This window comes from Caldivirga sp. MU80 (assembly GCF_001663375.1).
GTDB lineage: Archaea > Thermoproteota > Thermoprotei > Thermoproteales > Thermocladiaceae > Caldivirga.
The window spans coordinates 1-20,051 of the sequence record NZ_LCTF01000041.1 but is presented as its reverse complement, the minus strand read 5'-3'; the positions used below and the strand labels follow the sequence as shown (position 1 = coordinate 20,051).

General features: G+C 47.3%; 19 protein-coding genes. 12 read left to right on the top strand and 7 right to left on the bottom strand.

What is annotated here, in order from left to right; genetic code table 11:
- Positions 1–24: 24 nt before the first annotated feature.
- Together AAX04_RS10375 and AAX04_RS10370 are read left to right on the top strand one after the other, a co-directional pair.
- On the top strand, positions 25–981 hold the full coding sequence (locus AAX04_RS10375) for an ABC transporter ATP-binding protein (protein WP_066797978.1): 957 nt from the start codon (positions 25–27) through the stop codon (positions 979–981).
- Between the two features lie 47 nt (positions 982–1,028).
- Complete coding sequence (locus AAX04_RS10370) at positions 1,029–2,006, top strand: metallophosphoesterase (protein ID WP_066797975.1); 978 nt, start codon at positions 1,029–1,031, stop codon at positions 2,004–2,006.
- A gap of 52 nt (positions 2,007–2,058) precedes the next feature.
- Here AAX04_RS10370 and AAX04_RS10365 read toward each other — a convergent pair whose 3' ends face one another.
- On the bottom strand, positions 2,059–3,705 hold the full coding sequence (locus tag AAX04_RS10365) for an APC family permease (protein WP_066797972.1): 1,647 nt from the start codon (positions 3,703–3,705) through the stop codon (positions 2,059–2,061).
- Positions 3,706–3,840: 135 nt separating this feature from the next.
- On the opposite strand from AAX04_RS10365, the gene AAX04_RS10360 reads away from it, so the two are divergent.
- Both AAX04_RS10360 and AAX04_RS10355 read left to right on the top strand, forming a co-directional pair.
- Positions 3,841–5,148, top strand: coding sequence for a DegT/DnrJ/EryC1/StrS aminotransferase family protein (locus AAX04_RS10360; protein ID WP_066797970.1), 1,308 nt, complete (start codon positions 3,841–3,843; stop codon positions 5,146–5,148).
- 6 nt (positions 5,149–5,154) lie between these two features.
- Positions 5,155–5,919, top strand: coding sequence for a PIG-L deacetylase family protein (locus AAX04_RS10355; protein WP_084761428.1), 765 nt, complete (start codon positions 5,155–5,157; stop codon positions 5,917–5,919).
- Positions 5,920–5,924: 5 nt separating this feature from the next.
- Here AAX04_RS10355 and bgaS read toward each other — a convergent pair whose 3' ends face one another.
- Positions 5,925–7,385 (bottom strand): beta-galactosidase BgaS, encoded by a 1,461-nt coding sequence (gene bgaS, locus AAX04_RS10350; RefSeq protein ID WP_066797964.1) that lies wholly within the window; start codon positions 7,383–7,385, stop codon positions 5,925–5,927.
- 158 nt (positions 7,386–7,543) lie between these two features.
- Here bgaS and AAX04_RS10345 point away from each other — a divergent pair, with 158 nt between their 5' ends.
- Both AAX04_RS10345 and AAX04_RS10340 read left to right on the top strand, forming a co-directional pair.
- Entirely contained in the window at positions 7,544–8,020 is a 477-nt protein-coding gene (locus tag AAX04_RS10345) for a RecB-family nuclease (RefSeq protein ID WP_066797961.1), read from the top strand.
- Positions 7,986–8,675 (top strand): endonuclease III domain-containing protein, encoded by a 690-nt coding sequence (locus AAX04_RS10340; RefSeq protein WP_066797958.1) that lies wholly within the window; start codon positions 7,986–7,988, stop codon positions 8,673–8,675. The genes AAX04_RS10345 and AAX04_RS10340 overlap by 35 nt, the downstream gene beginning before the upstream one ends.
- Before the next feature lies 1 nt (position 8,676).
- Here AAX04_RS10340 and AAX04_RS10335 read toward each other — a convergent pair whose 3' ends face one another.
- Complete coding sequence (locus tag AAX04_RS10335) at positions 8,677–9,069, bottom strand: nascent polypeptide-associated complex protein (RefSeq protein ID WP_066797955.1); 393 nt, start codon at positions 9,067–9,069, stop codon at positions 8,677–8,679.
- Between the two features lie 470 nt (positions 9,070–9,539).
- Positions 9,540–10,454, bottom strand: a complete 915-nt coding sequence (locus AAX04_RS10330; protein ID WP_066797952.1) for a sugar phosphate isomerase/epimerase — start codon at positions 10,452–10,454, stop codon at positions 9,540–9,542.
- Between the two features lie 73 nt (positions 10,455–10,527).
- On the opposite strand from AAX04_RS10330, the gene AAX04_RS10325 reads away from it, so the two are divergent.
- The 5 genes from AAX04_RS10325 (at position 10,528) to AAX04_RS10305 (ending at position 15,675) form a co-directional block, all read left to right on the top strand.
- Positions 10,528–11,940: a hypothetical protein gene (locus tag AAX04_RS10325; RefSeq protein WP_066797949.1), complete on the top strand. Its 1,413-nt coding sequence runs from the start codon at positions 10,528–10,530 to the stop codon at positions 11,938–11,940.
- A 115-nt stretch (positions 11,941–12,055) separates the two neighbouring features.
- Positions 12,056–12,865, top strand: a complete 810-nt coding sequence (locus AAX04_RS10320; RefSeq protein WP_162270137.1) for a ParA family protein — start codon at positions 12,056–12,058, stop codon at positions 12,863–12,865.
- Positions 12,862–13,188: a hypothetical protein gene (locus AAX04_RS10315; RefSeq protein ID WP_066797943.1), complete on the top strand. Its 327-nt coding sequence runs from the start codon at positions 12,862–12,864 to the stop codon at positions 13,186–13,188. The genes AAX04_RS10320 and AAX04_RS10315 overlap by 4 nt, the downstream gene beginning before the upstream one ends.
- Positions 13,145–13,618, top strand: a complete 474-nt coding sequence (locus AAX04_RS10310; RefSeq protein WP_156519813.1) for a hypothetical protein — start codon at positions 13,145–13,147, stop codon at positions 13,616–13,618. Before AAX04_RS10315 ends, AAX04_RS10310 begins: the two co-directional genes overlap by 44 nt.
- Positions 13,615–15,675, top strand: coding sequence for a helicase HerA domain-containing protein (locus AAX04_RS10305; protein WP_066797937.1), 2,061 nt, complete (start codon positions 13,615–13,617; stop codon positions 15,673–15,675). The genes AAX04_RS10310 and AAX04_RS10305 overlap by 4 nt, the downstream gene beginning before the upstream one ends.
- Before the next feature lie 288 nt (positions 15,676–15,963).
- On the opposite strand, the gene AAX04_RS10300 is transcribed toward AAX04_RS10305, so the two are convergent.
- Together AAX04_RS10300 and AAX04_RS10295 are read right to left on the bottom strand one after the other, a co-directional pair.
- Complete coding sequence (locus tag AAX04_RS10300) at positions 15,964–16,182, bottom strand: hypothetical protein (RefSeq protein ID WP_066797934.1); 219 nt, start codon at positions 16,180–16,182, stop codon at positions 15,964–15,966.
- Between the two features lie 106 nt (positions 16,183–16,288).
- Positions 16,289–17,479, bottom strand: a complete 1,191-nt coding sequence (locus tag AAX04_RS10295) for a pyridoxal phosphate-dependent aminotransferase (protein WP_066797932.1) — start codon at positions 17,477–17,479, stop codon at positions 16,289–16,291.
- Positions 17,480–17,829: 350 nt separating this feature from the next.
- Here AAX04_RS10295 and AAX04_RS10290 point away from each other — a divergent pair, with 350 nt between their 5' ends.
- On the top strand, positions 17,830–18,825 hold the full coding sequence (locus AAX04_RS10290) for a 6-phosphofructokinase (RefSeq protein WP_066797929.1): 996 nt from the start codon (positions 17,830–17,832) through the stop codon (positions 18,823–18,825).
- Here the strand turns inward: AAX04_RS10290 and AAX04_RS12175 are convergent.
- On the bottom strand, positions 18,822–20,051 hold a 1,230-nt coding region (locus tag AAX04_RS12175; RefSeq protein ID WP_066797925.1), incomplete at its 5' end, for a hypothetical protein. The genes AAX04_RS10290 and AAX04_RS12175 overlap by 4 nt on opposite strands.

Below are 20,051 nucleotides of genomic sequence, written 5' to 3'. Positions count from 1 at the left end.
ACCATGTGGTGAGGTGCTTCCTCTATGGTAAGTGACGCCATACTTAAGGTTGAGCATTTATCAAAGTACTTCACCGTAAACTTAGCAGGGAGGAAGATGACGCTTAAGGCCGTTGATGACGTGTCCTTCGAAGTACCTAAGGGTGCAACCCTAGGTATCGTTGGGGAGTCTGGTAGTGGGAAAACCACATTACTAAGGACAATTGCACTATTATATACACCCACGTCAGGTAGGATAACGTTTAACGGTGAAGTCATTTTTGATTCAGATAAGAGGATTATGAAGAGGCAGTACGTGAGGGGTTTAATATCCATGGTTTACCAGGATCCGGAATCCGAGTTAAATCCAACAATGAGGATCATTGACATAGTTGCCGAACCCCTCGAGGCATTACGCGTACCACGTGATGAAGCTTTAAGGCGTGCTGAGGAGGCTATACGTGAAGTTGGCTTATCAAGTGACATACTCCTTAAAAGGCCCCTTCAATTAAGTGGTGGGCAGAAGCAGAGGGTTGCCGTGGCCAGGGCAATCGTGACTAACCCATTAATGGTGCTCCTTGATGAGCCAACCAGTAACCTGGACGTCGTGGTTCAAGCCGGTATACTTAACCTCCTCCTCGACCTGCAGAAGACCTACAACCTAACGTACATCCTAGTTACCCATAATTTAGCCGTGGCGCAGTATATGTCAGATTACCTAGCCGTATTCTACACTGGCAGAATGTATGAGTGGTTACCCGCCACCGATGAGCCTAAGCACCCGTATGCCAAGGCATTAGCCGATGCATTCCCCACACCCGACCCATTTAACAGGAAGATACTTAACATAGAGATAAAGGGAGAGGTACCAAGTATGCTTAGCCTGCCGAGCGGCTGCACCTTCCACCCAAGATGCCCATACGCCATGGATGTATGCCGTGAAAAGGCACCTCAATTAAAGAGCATAGGTAATGGGCACCTCGTGGCCTGCCACCTATACTAGCTCATTAAGGTGGGAAAGGATTATTAGCCCCAACACCCCCTTCAGATGTGCCCAATAGGGTAAGGTTAGTACTCGTCTCTGACCTACATGGATCTAAGGCTGCCTATGGGAAATTGGCTAACTTACCTAAAGTGTACAAGTGTGATGTGGTTGTTCTGGCTGGTGATTTAACAGGTAAGGTTCTTGTGCCAATAATCAGGGTTGGTAGCCAGTACGTGACTAACCTATTCGGTGAGAAGAAGGTAATTACTGAGGGTGAGCTTAACAGTGTTATAAGGGCCATAAGGGATAGCGGCTACTATGCACAGGTCATGAGTAAGGAGGAATATGATGAATTAAGCAATAACCCCACTAAGCTTAAGCGCCTCCTGATAGACATAATGGTGAGGGAGTTTAGCGGCGACATTTCTAGGATAAGGGATAACTATAGGCAATTGGGTGTTAAACTCCTGCTAATACCAGGTAATGACGACTTTAATGACTTCGCGAATGCGGTAAGGGGTATTAAAGATGACACTGTAATGTACTTTGATGAGGAGGTTGTTGAACTCGGTGGCCTTATATACGCTGGATTCGGGTACTCCAACCCAACTCCATGGCATACTGAGCGGGAGCTTATGGAGGATGAGATTAAGAAGCGGTTAATCAACATTCTGGGTAGGTTAAGTAGGAGTGAGTTAGATAGAACCGTCGCTGTGATTCATGTGCCCCCATACAATACTCTAATAGACCAAGCACCTAAGTTAACAAGTGACCTTAAGCCCGTTGTTCAAGGTGGCATAGTAGTTATGGAGCATGTGGGTAGTGCGGCGGTTAGGGAGGTTATCGAGGATTTTGGTCCATTAATCTCACTACATGGTCACGTCCACGAATCACCAGGCATTGACTACCTGAATGCTAGGTGCTGCAGAAGGAAGGTACCTGTTGTGAACGCTGGAAGTGAGTATCAAAGTGGAGTATTAAGGTTAGCCTACTTGATAATTGAGAATGGAAAGTTGAAGGATAAGCTACTGCTTAGAGGTTAATGAGAAAAATGTAAAAAATATTTTAATTTTAAGGGAGGTTTTAACCAAGGCGTTATTCAGGTGGAATTTCCCTAAACGTTAATGGTAGTAGATCAATACCATATTTCCTCCTCAAGTACCACCTCCTAACCTCATAGTAAATCACTGCACCAGCAGCCACAACAAGAACAACACCGACGGCTAATGGTATTGAGGTACCTAGGTAGACGTATGATGAGATTGGCACCAACATGAAGGCTATGTCAGCTAGCCATATTGCAGCTAGCAAGATGCCACCCCAGGATATTGAGGGTAAACCAAGCACTCTTCTGGTCATCCAATTGGGTAGGTATGGCTTAACCTTCTCGTAAATATCCCTTCTAAGGAATGGGATTAACAGTGCAGTGAAGCCAGGTATCATCCAAGCCACAGGCATGCCAAGTGACGTGTTTAGCCACGTAACCATGTAACCCCAGTACCATATTGCAGCAAGATACACGGCATTAATCACTATGTAAACTAATATTGAATAATACGGTGAGTGGAATCTCTCGGAAACCTTAGTTATGCCCTCAGGTAGAAGCCTGTCAAAGCCCATAGCGAAGAGGATCCTTGGCATGGTTAAGGTGTACGTTAATGCCACAAGCCAGAAGCCGAGTAACAGATTAATATCAATTAAAACCACTAACCATAGTGGGGCCACGAATCCTATGAACAAGTTGGGCGTTGGCTCAACGGGTAATGCCGATAACTTACCTGTATTGAATAGGTAACTTAAGCCTCCTAAGAAGGCTCCACCAAAGGCCCAATATGATAAACCTGATAATAGTGCTAAACCAACTAAGGTAATAACAACGGACACAAATAGTGCCCTTGGAAAAGCCTCAACGGGGCGCCTTGTTTCACCGGCTAAGTATGTGCCGTAGTTAAAGCCTGAGTACGTTATGAAACCCATGGGTATCGCCGCCATTAATGTCGCAGCAATATTACTAGTTGAGGCTATTGCTGGGTTACTTTTGATAACTGACATTACTGAGCTATACGTTACGCCATACTTAGACATTATGGTATCGAAGGCCTTTATGAATGAACTGGGTGTAACGTAGGCGAAACCTACCAGAAGCAGTATGAACGTTATGGCGTATATAATAATGCTATATCTTAAAATAGCCTTAACAATCCTAAGGCTAAAGATACCGGCTAATGCAGTAATTATGATCACGACTAGTCCTATTATGAAGCCGCCTGGTGATGTTGACACGATAGTACTCCACGTTAGGTATGTTGAATTATTAAGTCTAGTCCCAAGGTTAAAGAATAACTGTGCCAACGTAAAGTTGGTTATGTACCATGCTTGGCTTGCAACAGCCCCAGCCGTACCGAGAATGTACATCCACCCTAGTATTGAAGCCCACCTAGGCCCTAAGACACGGCCAGTCCAGGTGTAATCACCACCAGTTCTTGGTATTGCCGATGCTAGTATAGCATACACCCACGCTATTACGAAGGCGGGTATAGCACCCAACACGAAGACCCATATCATGTTAGAACCTGGGAATGCAAATGGCGCCACTATCATTGTGAGGACAAAACCACCAGTGATGTTTATTATACCTAGGGCTATTATCAACTGGTCCCAGAAACTTAACTCACGCACAAGGCCTGTGGACTCCCTGATGAATAGCTTAACCCCACCTCCACCTTCTCCCCCAGTCGACATATAAATTAGTAATTTATTCTAACTAATTTATAAAGATACCTTTAAATAGTTATTGTACATTAATATATAGAACATCTATTTAAGAGCTTAATGTATTTAGGGTTACATTTAAAAAGGTGTAAATGCTGTGGCCTTATGGTTAAGCTGGCTATTAATGGTGGGGAGCCTGTTGCTAAGGACCTTGTTAATTTGGTTCCTAGGTGGCCTGTTTTTGATGAGGATGATGTCAGGGCTGTGGTTGAGGCTATTAGGGGTGGTAGGTGGTGTAGGCTTTACCAAGGCTCCTACGCCGAGCGTTTTGAGACGGAGTTCGCTAAGTATCATGACGCTAAGTATGGTATTGCAGTGGCCAATGGGACAGTCTCCCTGGAGCTGGCCCTTAAGACCATTGGGGTTGGGCTTAACCTAGGTGATGAGGTTATTGTACCGGCATACACATTCATAGCCACGGCCTCAGCCGTAACCGAGGTTGGTGCAATACCGATATTCGCCGATGTTGACCCACAGACAGGTAACATTGACCCAAGGTCCGTTGAGAAGTTGATTAATGAGAGGACTAGGGCTATAATAGCTGTCCACTTCGGCGGTTACCCAGCAGACATGGATGAGTTAACTAGGATAGCTAAGAGGCATGGCGTATACCTCATTGAGGATGCTGCCCATGCGCATGGATCTGAGTGGAGGGGTAGGAAGGTTGGGGCGATTGGCGACATGGGTTCATTTAGTTTCCAGGAGAGTAAGTCACTAACTGCTGGTGAGGGTGGCATTGTGCTAACTAACAGTGATGAATTGGCTGATAGGGCTAGGCTGATACACAACATTGGTAGGGTTATTGGGCAGCCTGGGTATATCCACTACATACTCAGTTCGAATTATAGGCTTAGCGAGATACAGGCAGCCCTACTACTCTCAAGGTTAAGGAAGCTGCCCAGCGAGGTTAAGGTTAAGCATGAGAATGGTAAACTACTGGCTGACATGATTAAGAGGACTGGTGTTGTGGAGCCAACCAGGCCTGATGATAGAGTTACTACCAGGGGCTACTACTACTTCGTGATGCTTTACAGGCAGGAGGAGCTTAACGGCATACCGAAGGAGGTTTTCATAGAGGCTCTTAGGGCTGAGGGTGTGCCGGTGGGCGTATCCTACGGTCCACCGTTATATAGGCAGCCGGCCTTTAAGAGGGAGAACTTAGCCAAGTCAGTGCCGAGGTACATACTTGAGAGGATGCCCAACTACGAGGAGCTTAACCTACCCGGTGCCGAGGAGTTCGCCAGGAGGGAGCTTGTACTACCCCACTACCTCCTACTAGCCCCGAGGGAAGCCCTTGAACTGGTTGTAGCGGCCATTGAGAAGATTAAGGAGCACGCCGATGAACTACAGCCACTGGTTAGTAAACTTAAGGTTAGCGACACTACGATAGATGTGACCTACCATAGGATGTGATTGGTGATGATTGACCTTAATAGGTTAAACACCTACATTAAAGGAATTACGGTCAACCCAGAGTTAACTAAGGTGTTGATATCGGCCAGTAGGATCCTTACCATCTCACCTCACCCAGACGATATTGAGGTTATTGCTGGCGGATACCTATCAATGATGGTTGATAAGGGTTCCGTTGTTAAGAATGTCGTGGTTAGTGATGACAGGATGAGTATAGGTTCCATGGAGTACACACCTGATGAAGTAATGTCGATTAGGAGGCGTGAGGAGTTGGAGGCCATGGGCATAATTGGTGTCAGGGATGTTGAATTCCTTAACTACATCGATTCCGAGGTCCCTGAACCCAGCCTACTTAGGAGGGATTTGATTAAGGTCACCAGGTCCTTTAAACCAAACCTAGTGCTCACAGTTGACCCTCACTTACCTTACGAAGCTCACCCAGATCACGTCAACACTGGCCTAGCCGTTATGCAAGCCGTTCTCTTCCACGGCATACCGAGGATCGTAAGTGAGTATAGGGTTGAATCCCCGCCACCCATGCTGGCGTTGGGTGCCACGGCCAAGCCCAATGCGCTGGTGTGTATTGATGATTACATGGATAGGAAGATGAGGGCCCTGAGGGCTCACAGGACGCAGTTCAGTGACGAACTGCTTAATATTATTGAAACCCTTCACTCAAAGCTCGGTGAGGCCGCTGGCTGCAGGTATGCTGAGGCCTTCAGGGTTTTAAGGCCAAGTGAACTCCACATGAATCCTCTAGCTGGGCTCTAAGGGCCTTAACCAAGTTTGGGTGGGTTTATGTAGTGCTCTAGGTAATCCGGTATCGCCTTTTGCCTTGCAATCTCCCTCATGACCAGTGCGCTTGGTCTCAGGTACCTCCTCTTGGTGCTGTAGTCCACGTAAACAAGCCCAAACCTCATCCTATAGCCTGCGGCCCATTCAAGATTATCAGTCAGGTTCCAGTGGAAGTAACCTCTAACGTCAGCCCCAGCCTGCATGGCCCTATGCACCTGGTATAGGTGGGATACCAGGAACCATGACCTCCATCTATCGTGCTCATCGGCAATGCCATTTTCAGTGACGTACATGGGCATCCTATACCTCTCATGAAGTCTCATTAGGACGTTATACATGCCCTCGGGGTATATTTCCCACCCGAAGTCACTGCATGGCCTCTTATCACCAGACACGCCACCTGGCTCACAGGAGTAGCCGAAGCCACCCACGACCGACACTGCTACTCTACCTGCGTCCTGCCTCCTCCTTAGCACTGCCCTAGTGTAGTAGTTGACCCCAATCCAGTCTAACCTACCCTTCAAGTCATCCCTAACAACACCCATCAACTCACCCCTAACTGGTGCGTCGAGGAATGAGTAGTCGAGGGCCCTGGCCTCCTCCACGGCTGGCTCATCATTGGGGGTTAATGGTTGGTAGTCGGCGAAGGAGTAGACTAGGCCGATGGGCTTCTTGGAGTACGCCTTAATGGCATCGTAGGCCCTTGCATGGGCCTCAATGAGGTGCTTAGCCGCTATGCTCATTGAGTTGAGGTCTAGGTAGCCTGGTGGGAAGCCTGACTTAACGTAGAGGTAGCCCTCGGTTATGACAACCCCAGGCTCATTCATGGTGTACCACATGTCCGCTAGGTCACCCAGTTCATGCGCTATGAAGGCCGCGAACTTAGCGAACTCGATCACAGCCCTTCTATCAAGCCAACCTGAAGGTGCCCTATCGGGTCCATGCTTCCTAACCGCTATTGGGTCATGGAGCCAGGTCGGCATTGCCCAGTGGAACAGGTTGATTATTAGAAAGCCACCCCTAGCCTTCCAGTCGCTTAAAATCTCCCTGTAGTGATTCAACGCAGCCAAGTTGGCTAGGCCGCGGAGCTCCTCTATAGCCTTTTCATCAACCTCGACACCAGTTATGTTACCCTTACCATCTTCATCAACCTTAACCTTAACGTCGAATGTTGGCTTTGGGAATATCCTAGCCCACTCAATGGTTATCCAGGCTGCGTCAAGGCCCAGGTCCCTGGCTATTGAATGGTCCTGCTTATACAGATCCCAGTAACCTGGCCCATGCTCAGGCAGGTCACCGCTAACTAGGCCGGATGCAATGTTCTCTGGATCATGGAGCCACAGGTACCAGTCACTCGTGAACTCGGATCCAGGAGTGCCCATTTCATGCTGTGTGCCAACTGTTGAGAATCCGAATTTGAAGTCGCCTGGGAATTTAATCATAGCTTTTTAGCCTGTTTCTTACCTTTAATAATGTTTCTGTAGGTAGGTTATGTAATTCAATATATTGACCATGTAGTTTAACCGTTAATACTAGGTTTGGTATTAAGCTAGTTAACGCATGAGTTTGTTTAAAAACACCCAATGGGGTGGGTTGGGTGATGAGGGAGTTGATAGTCCTCGTGGATAATACGTCCAGTGTGGCTAGGGTTGTGGAGTTCGCCAAGGTGGTTTACGGCTTTGGCGTGAAGAACCTGGTACTGACCCACGTGTATGGTTCAGCGGCCCAGCAGGGGGTTCCGGAGGCCTTTAAGATTTCGCTTAAATACTCCTCAAGCCTAATAATCCTCCCAACCATTAGGGATGCCTTAGACTTGTTTAAGCCAGACCACGTGCTCATCATCAGAAGGCCAAGCCCACAGGTTAAGCCGCTTACCGACTTCATTAACATTGACGGTAGGGTTATGCTTGCCGTTGATGGTTCAGACCAGGACATTAGGGTTGAAGGCAGTAACGTGAGTTACGTCGCCCCCGTCAAATATGATATTGGTAACATTGGCCAATTAACACTAGCCCTATGCACCCTAATGGGCGGGTGCCTGAATGTTCAGCATCAAGGGTCTACTCAAGGCCTTTGAGGGCATAGCCAGTACGCTGGCTGAGAACGGCTGGTTCATCAGCGAACCCCAGTCACCCAGGTGGTGGGGTGGCTTAGAGAGCCCTGACGAGGTCTTCATATCTGCAATGCTTGTTCAACAAACCAGGTGGGATAACGTGACCAGGGTTATGGCTAAGTTGAGGAGCCTAGGCCTAAGTAGGCTGGAGCAGGTATCCAGGCTAAGCTACGGTGAGCTAGCCAACATGCTGACGGGTATCAACTTCAGGTCCACTAAGGCTAGGAGGGTTATTAATGCAGCTAGGCGTGTGGTAAGCATGGGCGGCTTGGAGGCCTTGGGCGGCATGAGCGATGATGAGGTTAGGCAATCCCTACTCTCAATTGAGGGAATAGGCTATGAGACTGCGGACTCAATAATGCTCTTCGCACTGAATAGGTTAACAATCCCAGTGTCGGCATACACAGTTAGGGTCCTTGGGAGGGTTGACAAGGCCTTTAACGGTGGTTACGAGGAGTTGAGGGGTAGGTTGATGGGTGCATTGCCGAGGGGGCTTTACGAGTATAAACTATTCCACGCGGGCATTGTCACCGTCGGTAAGGTGTGGTGCCTTAAGGGTAAGCCAAGGTGCAGCCACTGCCCCCTACGTGAATACTGCACTTACGCTAAGTTCAGTTAACCTAAGCCTGTCCCTTAGACCTCTGGATCCTCAGTATGGCCTCGGCTAAGTCCCCATTAGCCTCCTCAAGGGCCTTAATGGCCTCCTCCCTACTAACCCCAGTCTGATCCATAACCAACCTGACGTCATCCTCACTGTACTTGGGTTCCTGGGCCTTAATCACTATTTTAGGCGTCACCTGGGGTTGATTAACCTTAATACCCCTCTTATCAACCTGAACCTGGTAAAGCAGTACACCACCGGGTAGTTCAAGGAGGACAACCGTTGGGTCACTTAGCTCCAGGTTACCACCATCCTTAAGCTCAATGATAACCCTTGAGGCGTTGACATCCTTAACATTGACGTTTATCCCCATTCTCTTAAGCATCCTCTTAACCTCATTAGGGTTAAACATCGCGATTAACAGCTATGAATAGCTATTTAACAGTTACCACCTCTCTGCAATCGTGATTTTGCCATCGGGCTGCCTCTTGACGGTCTTCCTGGCCCCTCACCGTAGCGGCTCCCCGCCCATCGCCAGGGCTTCCTAGCCATACAGGTCTCGGAAACCCAGAATGACCCCCTTCCTGCCTTGTTGGGGTGGGGTTTCACCTTGGGGGTCTCGGCAGTTACCCCGCCTATTGCGGGGTTATTAAACACCCCAGTAAAGCAGAGATTAATAAACCCATTGCATGAGACCCACATAGTGAGGTGACCCCGCCCTAAAGGGCGAGGCTTGACCATTTTGTCACAACAGTTAAGGTACTAAGGCTAGGTTTAAAACCAACTACCTCATAGCACTAAGAGGTCTCAGATGCCAATAAATACAAATGCCGCAAATAATTATGAAAAACTAAAATAGCCCCTGCATAAGTTACCTTTACTTCACCATAACCCATACCTAGCACCCATGTCTTCAATGAACCTCCTGGCTTGGACAACCTCATCATCCAGCCTGTCCCTTATATCACCACCCCCGACGTCGATGGCTATGTAGCCCTTGAAGTTGAACTTCCTCAACTCCTCAAAGACGGAGTCCCAGTCCACAACACCCCTACCTGGGCTCCAGTGGTAGTTATCCCTACCATCGTTGTCCGAGGCATGGACATAGAATACCCTATCCCCAAGCTTCTCTATGGATAACGGTATGAGTTCCTTGGCTGCGTTAAGATGTCCAACGTCGAGTACAGCCCCGAAGTTATCCATACCGACCTCATCTATTAGCCTAAGCATGGCGTCGCTATTGGCTATGGTTTCACCAACCCTAGGCTCAATGACAAACCTCAAGCCATGGTCGAGGGCTACCTTGGAGCATTCCCTCATGACTTTAACCAACATGCCCCAGAAGCCCCTCCACGAGAAGCCCACTGGTATCTTAACCCTATACCTCTCCGCAAAGACTATCCCAGTTGAGTATGGTTTACTACCAATGAACTCAATGGGTGGGGTGAAGGTGTCTGTCTGGGTTAACCCAGCGTTGAAGAAGGTGGCCAACTCCACACTCCTCCTAAACAACTCAAGCCCCCTTTCCCTAACACCGTCAATGGGTGAGAGTAGCTGGGGGAATATACCAGCCACGTTAACAACCCTCAGGCCGTTGGATTCCACGAAATCCCTCAACTTAACCCTCTCTCCCTCAACAGCCTTCAGGTTATCCTCACCGTAAACCTCAATTTCAATAGCCCTAAAGCCAAGCCTAACGGCATCCCTTATGAAGGAGTAGAAGTCCTCTATGCGCGGTGGGTAACCATACCTGGTTATTGCGTATAACCAGGCTAAGTTAACCCTAGGCTCATCCATAGAGTCACTATCCCCTTCAAAGATTATAAGCATTTAGGTTAATGCTTAAAAGCAAACAACCTATATTTGGCAAATGGGGTCCTCCTCCGGAAAATCAATTAACCCTAATGTAAAGGGTGTTAAGGTATGTATTATAGGTGCAGGTAGTAAGGCATTCATATCCAGCCTATTAAGGGACTTTGCCCTAACACCCAGCCTACATGGAGTTACCTTAACGTTAATGGACATTGACGAGCATAGGTTGGCTAGGTCTTATCAACTGGCCCTAAAGTACTTCAGCGAGTTGAAGGTTCCCATAAACGTTGAGAGGACTATGGATACTAAGGCTTGTATTGAGGGTTCATCCTTCGTACTTAACCTAGCCTTCGCAATAGGGTACGACCACTGGGGGGTTATGGTTGATGTCGCCGAGAAGCATGGCTACTACAGGGGTGTTGATGCAACGGAGTGGAATATGGTGTGCTGCTACCCAACCTTAATGGGCTATAAGCAGTATTCAGTAGCCCAAAACATAGCCAGCATAGTTGATGAGGTTGCCAGGGACGCGTGGATGATTCAAATCTCAAACCCAGTCCTCGAAACGGCAACCCTAATACACAGGCTCTACCCTAAGCTTAAACTGGTGGGTTACTGCCACGGGGCCACCCACGGCGTTGAGCAGTTGGTTAACAAGGCCCTTAAACTGGATATGAGTAAGGTTGAGTGGCAGGCCGTTGGGTTAAACCACGTGGTCTTCCTAACCAGGTTCAGGTATAATGGTGAAGACGCGTACCACCTCATCGACGAGTGGATTGAGAAGAGGGCTGAGGAATTCTGGGCCAATTACGTACCAGGGCCATGGGAGGAGACGCTGAGTAGGGCGGCAGTGGACATGTACAGGACCTACGGGTTGTACCCACTGGGTGATACGGCCAGGAGTGGTACGTGGAAGTACCATAGGGATCTCAAAACCAAGATATACTGGTACGGTCCAGTGGGTGGTATTGATTCAGAGGTTGGTTGGGGTATTAGGATGCTTCTTAACCAGGAGAATGAGAGGAGACTTGAGGAGACGGCCTTCAACCCAAGCATCAAGGCCACTGAGGCTTATCCACCCAACAAGAGTGGGGAGCATATCGTCGATTTCATCGATAGTGTGCTTAATGGCGTTGAGAGGAGGATAATACTCAACGTGCCGAATGAACTAGGCATACTACCCAGGCTCCCAAGTGATGCCATAGTGGAGGCCCCAGTTTACGTCACGGGAAACAACATCAGGCCTGAACCCATAGTTAACGTACCCAGTAGAATGTACCCCTACGTATGGTACCCCAGGCTATCAGTAACGGAAAGGGCGCTTGAGGCTTACCTGGCCGGTAGTAAGGGACTCCTAATAGAGGCACTTATGCATGACCCAAGGACTAGGAGTAATGAACAGGCCAGGGAGGTTATTGAGGACCTGCTTAATTTACCATTCAACAGTGACCTTAAGGCCCATTACAAGTGAACCCAACCTTAAGGGTTAGGGTTTAGGTATTTTTAAACTTGATGTAGGGTATTGTTACTCTCAGCATACACCTACATGCGTGCTAGTAATCAGTTTAATTAAAGCTGAGGTTGTGATGAGTTTAGGTGGCTTAAGCCTAAGGCCATTAACAGTCTCAGTGGCCTTCATCAGCGGGCCAAAGGGTGGTACGGGTAAGAGCACCATAGTGGCAAACATGGCCTCCATGATCGATGAACCAGTGGCAATACTTGACCTGGGCTTTGACGGTAACGTAACCGCCAGCATGCTTCATAAAGTTGAGTACACCGACGATAACACTGGTTTCATAGACTACGTGGCCTACGGATCAGAGTTCAGTCTACTTGAGTCCAAGGAAGAACCCAACGTCAAGTTAATACCACCAGGTTCACTTAAGAGCCTTAGGATACCTAGGTTAATGTTCTCAATACCCCTTGAAGCCATGGCCAACAGGATCTCTAACATGGTTGCCCTACTGGCTAAGAATGGTTTATCAATACTGCTAATAGACCTACCGTCAAACCCAAGCTTCCTCGGCCCACTGTACCCCCTCCTAGTCTACTACAGTGACATAGTTAACGTGGTCACTGAGCCAGGCCATGTTTACTCAAGCATATTGAGTGAGCTATACAAGTGGCTGGTCAAGGTTGTTGATGATGAGGCCGTAGTTAACGTCATTGTGAATAAGTACCACGAATACTTCGACGGTTACCCAAAGGAGGCTAATAGGTACGTGATAAGGGGTAAGGTGTACCTGGTTAGGCTCGACCCAGCGGCCATGGCGCTTACATTGAAGGGGGAATTGGCTGTTAAGTACAAGGAGACCTTCCTCTTCAGGAAATCCCTAGAGGAGTTGACTAGGGATATTGTTAACCAGGTGAGCATGTACATGGGGGTGGTTAGATGATTAAGGATATTGATAGGATTAGGAGAGTAATAACTGAGGATGATGATAAGCCGCAGCAAGCCATTCAACCAGTACCAGTTAAGAGGAGTAAGACTGACATAGCCATTGAACTCCTCGAGAACTTCACGGAGATATTCGGCGAGGATGATGAACTGGTGACCAAGATACTGGATAAGGTCACAGTGGACGACATATGCATTGAGGTGGGTAAGTACAATTCAAGACTAGCGGACTTCATAAAGGTCTGGTTAAGGTTTAGGTTAAGTAGGTGTGGTCAGTATGGTGAAGAGAAGCATAACCAAGTACAGCAGTCTCATCAATAACGGTCTCAACGCCCTAATAAACCACGAGGTAACGCAGGAAGCCAGCATACGCAAATACAGGGTTAATGACGATAAGCCACCTAGGGAGGTCATGGTTTACGTTAGGGAGTGCGGTGAATTGAGGCAATGGTGTATCAATAGGTTGAGGATATTGCTAAGTAGGTATAGGTGGTATGACGTAGTTAACCTGCTTAAGTCAAGTAAAGCCAGAGGGTTAAACATGGTTGTCCTAATGGCGCTGGCTGATGACGAGGAGGGGTTAGCTAGGTACATATCCACCGGCGCATTTGACAAGGCCAAGGTTGTTCAGGTAATAGCCAGTGAACTTAAGGTAGGTATCAATGAGGCTGAGGACATTATTAATGGTGGTAGGCGTGAACATAAGCCATTGAGGATGCTTAAGTGGAATTTCCTACCAAGGTCAATATGAACTTCAACACCAGGGTTAAGCTGCTGGCATTAGCGTCAGTAATCACCATAATATCATCCTTTGTAACTAGGTATGCGTTAATAGTATTGGCCGTAATAATACTGGCGTTTAGGGAGGACGTAGCCATATTAGCCCTATCAATAAGGCATCCCGTGCAACCGCAATTGGTGATTAGGGATAATTACGTGTATGACCCAGTTAATAAACTAGTTCACTCCTTCATGTTGATAGAGCCCCTACATGACTTACTAAGGCTGGGTGAGGATAAATTCACCAACCTCATTGATGAGATGCTGTTAAGGTTAAACCTGTGTGACAGGTGCTACGTAACCTTCATGGTTACTGGTGGTAGGAAGATTGCCAGAGTATCAATGATTGATGAGCCACCGTTTAGTGGATTTAGGGATTTTCAGGCTAATGTTGTTAAGGTGCTTGGGGACTACTTCATGGTGAGGATGCTTAAGGGTGATGAATTAAAAACCATAATCAATCAACTACAGTACCCAGTCAGTAGCCTGATAACCGTATTAACACCACCACTAATTCTTGTGCCACTGTTTGGCGCATTAGGCGTAATACCCTGGATTACCTATGCAGCTGTGGTTGTCTGGTACTACATTAGTGGTGGTGTTATGGTTAATGGTGGGCTTCAATTCATGAGGATTAGCACCAGGAATGGTTTAATGACCAGTAAGGTAACCCAAACCGACGTCTATCTGCTTGCCAAGGCGTTTCATAACTCTGTAAGTGAGTATGCGTTGGTTATTTCTGGAAATAGTGTATTGTCTTCATTAGCTACTAGGGAGTATCATAAGGCCTCGGAGTCCCTTGTGGTTAAGGAGAGGGGTAAGAGCTACCCTGGCCTACTTTACTGGAGGAACGTGATAGATAGGTTAACATCAGGGGAATTACCATTGAGAATACTCCTGCTTAGCAATAGTAACGTGGACCACATGGGTACCGTTAAGAGTAGGATAGCCTCATATGCCCTATGGGCACCTGGGGAATTCCTACTAAGTGGGCTATCCCACGATGCGGCAGTCTTCATTCCACTAACCGGTGGCAGGCTCAGCCTAGCTAATGATGGTAGGGTTATTAGGATTGGTCAAGATAGCCTAGGTAAGCCCGTTGAGGTTGACCTTGACTCACTGCCAGCAGGCCACATGCTGCTTGTCGGCCCTACGGGGATGGGTAAGTCATGGGCCGCTAGGTCCATACTCGCCAAGTTGATTAAAATGGGCATAGGCGTCGTAGTCATTGATCCTCATGGGGAATACTTGAACCTAGGCTTGCCCATTGTAGATGTTTCTGAGCGTTTCGTGAACTTCACAAGCCCTCCCAACATCCACAACGTCAAGGATGTTACGTTGAGGATAGCCCAGTCTATATCAGAGTCCTTCGGCATAGAAGACTTAGATATGCTGCTAAGTGACTTAGGTGGCGTTATTGGGCATGGTGACTTTAGGTTAGTCTTCAGTAATGCTGCCAAGAGGACCTTAAGTATTGAATTGTCATACATATATGATTTAATATCAAGTGAACTGGGTAGGAGGGGGTTCATTAAGCAGGAGGAATTGCTAAGCGGTATTATATTATCCTTCAGGTCAATATTACCTAACCCTGAGCTAACGGCCTTCGCCATGAGTCAGGTTATGGCTTACCTATACTCAATGTTTGCAGGTAGGAGGGCTAGGTTGAGTAATGTGCTTGTGGTTGATGAGGCGTACTACGTCATGGGTAGTGGCTTAATGGAGCTCTACGTAAGGGGGCTAAGAAAGTCCGGCCTAGGTGTAATGCTAATAACGCAAACCCTTACCAACGTCTCAGCAACCCTTATCCAAAACATACCCCTAGTGTTAGTCATGGGTGGGCCTGACTCGTACATACTGGAATTAATGAGCCATCTTAGGCTTAATCAAAGTGAGGTTGAGTGGCTTAGACTTGGCTTAGCACCCCACATGATGGGCAGTAGAAGTAGGGCACTACTTATAGAGGGACCGATAAGAAGACAGGTACTTGTGGAGCTTGACCCAAGTCTAAAACCAATAAGCGACTGATTTAGAGTAATATATGTAAGCCTGTTAACCCAAAATAAGGTGAATACTTATAAACTCGGAGGTCCTCCTTGCCTCATGATTAAGGAAGAGCAGAAGATGAGCAACAAACCTGCGATATATAAGTCGGAGGAGGAGTGGGAAGAGTTTGAGGAGGAGGAGTTCGAGGAATGGGAAGAGGAGTAAGAAAGGTTCATGATAGGGGTTAAAAGAAATAGAGTGAATTTTCCAAAGCAGCGCTAAGTCATTGGGATTGTACGCGAATCGTATAGGTTTTAGGGTAATTACTGTTCATAAGTTAATCCTACTCACGTATATGGTCTGCCTAATCCTAACATTACACTTCCTGCATTTAAGAAGTCTCTCAATAATGTAGTAACTATCCCTCTCCCTAACAACCTGGGACTCCACCGTTAGGTTTGATCTGCAGCTTGGGCATTGGTAAACCTGCCCACCCAACGCTGCCACGAGTTTCTCGGCCGTATTTAAAGCAGTGGATGCTGGCCTCATCCATTAGAGGTGGATTGGCGTCAATAAAAACCTTACCCACCAGTAATTTGGGCTTGTTAAGCATGGCGAAACTTTGAACCTAACTATAACTACGCGGCTTACGACTTCACCTAGTCCTATACGCCTTAGCAGCCTCAGCCAGTCTTCTAATCCCTTCCACCAGGCGGTTTGTGCTCTCCCAGACGAAGGATACCCTAACTGCTGCCCTATACTGCTCACTGAAGTAGCTACCTGGGACAATGGCGACGCTGTACTTCTCCATGGCATATTCAGCGAATTTCTCGCCATCATCTATGTAGTTGGCTAGGTCAACGAAGATGAACATTGAGCCCTTGGGTACGGTGAACCTGGCCTCAGGTAAACTAGCCTTAATGGCGTTAACGGCTGCATCCCTCTTGGCGCGGTACTGCTCAACCACATACCTAATATGCTTCAACCTAACCTGCGACCTAAGGTATACCGCTACAAAACGCTGTGCGAAGGATGGTGGGCAGTACGTCATCTCCTCGCCGGCTAATTTAACCCTGGATATGACCTCCCTGGGCCCATAGATGAAGCCAAGTCTCCAGCCAGGTATGCCAGGGTCCTTGGAGAACGTGTTTAGTGATATTACGTTGTCAGGGGCGTACTTGTACATGTAGACGTGGTTACCTTCATATATCAAGGTTCTATACGCCTCATCAGAAATGATCCAGAAGTCCTTATCCTTAGCTAAGTCCGTTATGGCCTTAGCCGTCTCCTCATCGATTATGGAGCCCGTTGGGTTATCGGGCGTTACTACGATCACCGCCTTAGTCTTATCGCTAACCAGCTCCTTAAGGGATTCAACGTTTATCCTAAAGCCGTCATCCATGCTTAACCTCAGTCTCTTAATCTTACCACCAAAGTACTCTATAATTGGTTTATAACCGAAGTATGTTGGATCCATTAATATCACCTCATCACCAGGGTTCAGTATGGTCATTAGGGTGGCAAACATTGCCTCCTGGCCACCAGCAGTTATCACTATATCGTCGGGTTTAACATCAAGTGAACCAAGTCTCTTCAAATCCTCCGCCACCGCCTCCCTCAGTTCAATTATGCCTTGACTGGGTGTATATGCGTAAAGGTCCATGCTCTCCTTAGCCAGCTCCTCAGCCATCATGGCCCTAATCTCAGGCGGTGGCGGAATGCTGGGTTGACCAGCGGACAGCACTATTATATCCCTGTTCTCACGCTTAAGTCTCTCCCTTATGGCATCTATCCTCCTAGTTGGGGACTCCCTCAAGGCCCCCATCCTATCCGAGAAACCACGCACAACTTCACCAATAAGGCTAATATATATGCATTACGTATTTATCTTTAGCAAATCAACGATTCAATGTAGATCGCATATATGATTACGCATAACAATAAACCACCATACACTAGGTTAGTACTCTAAACAATCCGTAATAAAGCACCGAAGGAGCAATAGCCAATGAGGGATGGGTAAACTCAAGTAAACTTATTAATACCCATAATTACTGTATAACCATAAGGGTTAAATTGAGCTAACTCAATAAAACTGATCATGGTTTACTTAACTAAAATCATTAGCATTAATAATGTGGCAGGTGAAATATGGAACCACGCAAGCAGTATTATGACTCCTAAGGGTGAGGGAGCATGAGGATTGGAATATTAACCAGTGGTGGGGATGCGCCGGGCTTAAACATAGCCCTATACTCATTCATAAGGCTAGCTGAGAAAAGGCATGAGGTTTTCGCCGTGTTTCACGGATGGGAAGGATTCATTGATGGTACCGTTAGAAGGGTTACTTCCCTCGACCTATTACCATATATATCAATGGGTGGTACTATGCTTAAGACGTCCAGGAGGAACGTATTCAATGATGGTGATGCTGATAGGCTAATTAAGACTATTAATGATTATAACCTGGACTGTGTGGTGGCTATTGGTGGTGATGGGTCCTTAAGGGCCTCAAATGAGGCGATTAAGCTCGGCATTAATGTTATTCACATCCCTAAGACTATTGATAATGATGTTTTTGGTACTGATTTTACTATTGGTTTTGATTCTGCTGTTAATGCTGCTGTTTCTGTTTCTGAGTCCTTTAGGACTACCTTGATGTCTCATGAGAGGGTTGGTGTTGTGGAGGTTATGGGTAGGGAGGCGGGCTGGGTGGCGTTACACACAGGACTAGCAACAATGGCAGACGCAACAATGATACCCGAATATAAGCTCAGCCTTAGTTCGGTTATTGACAGGTTAATCAACACCTACAAGACTAAGCACTACGCACTACTAGTGGTGGCCGAGGGTGTTGAGGTTAAGGGCGATATTGTTACGGCAAGTCAAAGCCCACACTCCAACAATGTTGGATACAGGTTAGCTGAATTAATAGAGGAGGTTACGGGCATTGAGACAAGGGCCATTGTCCCTGGCCACTCCATAAGGGGCGTGGCACCAACAGCCTTTGATAGGACCCTGGCAATCAGATACGCCACAGCAGCCTACGAGGCAATTGAGAATGGGTTGTATAATGTGATGGTTAGCTATAGGGGCTCTAAGATAGACTATGTACCAATACCTGAGGTGGCTGGTAGGAGTAGGTTGGTTAGTGGGGAATGGCTTAAACTCTACGAGTTGTATTGGGGTTAATCTAAGTCTTCTTCTATTACTTTTAGGTTTAGTAGTTTTGCCATTTCCTTTAACTCCTCCTTGTGGTTTCCAAGTAGTGGTACTCTATGCCACCCCGCACCCCACTTCCTTGCCAGTGTCTTCACGTTTGACTTTGCGATTACCTTTGTTCCGCATGCTGGTAGTGAAAGTTCATTGCCTGTTACGGTGCTCACGTGAATGTGCATAACCTTATTAACCGCATCAATGCCTACGGCCGTAAGCTCACTACCAATGGGGTACTCCACGTTAACTGCAGCGTACCTAGTGCCGAGGTGTGATGGTATTATCGAGTACCTAAGCCTAATGCCCGGTTTTGGGTTTATTGGTAGGTAGCAGTGGTAGTAAGTAACCTCACCAGTCAACTCATCAGTTACCGGATCCGTAGCTGAGCCTGCAGTGTTGAGTAGGTACTTGCCTATTAAGGCTACTATGAGTGAGTTTGCATCAGCCTCACACATCGGTACGTATTTGCCATCCAGCCAAAGCTGCGTGTAGGGTAGGCATGGCCAGGCGTCGAGGACTACATTGGTTACGCTCCTGAGGCCTAGGCAGTCTATGCTAATGGCATTAGCCTTATAATCCTCAAGAACCCTATTAATCGCAATGTAAAGCCTAGCTGACTTAAGAACCTCAGGCCACTGCCTATCAGGGTCTGGGTACTGGTATGCACCCTTAACCCAAGCCTCAGCAATTGGCCTAGCCTCCTCATCACTAACCTTACTATAATACCTACTGACAAACTCATTACCACTCATCAGGGTGAACCTAACACCAATGTTCCTTGAGATTGAGGCCAACCAATTACTCAAATCCCTATTACTAACAATCACTGCATGAGTCTCCCTAAGCCTAGCCAGGGCCACAAGGTACTTAACCTTACCCAATGCGTAATCAGAATCAATACTCCTAGTCACCACAGCAACCACAGGATACTGCTCAATAAGCCTATTGTAGAGTAGGTAATCACCACCACCCCCAAGGGACTCGGCTATTAGAACTATGGGCTTACCGGTCGTTAAAACCCTCTGAACCATACTAGACGGGCCCTGTAGGTCAATGACAACGTAGCCAACAGCGTCACCCTCCTTGGCTAGAAAGTCCTCCAAGTCATCAATACTCCTAGCGTAGTATGGGGTGAACTCCGCGTCCGGGTAAAGAGCCTTAAGCCTCCCCAAAACCCTAGACTCAAAACCCTCAAACCACTT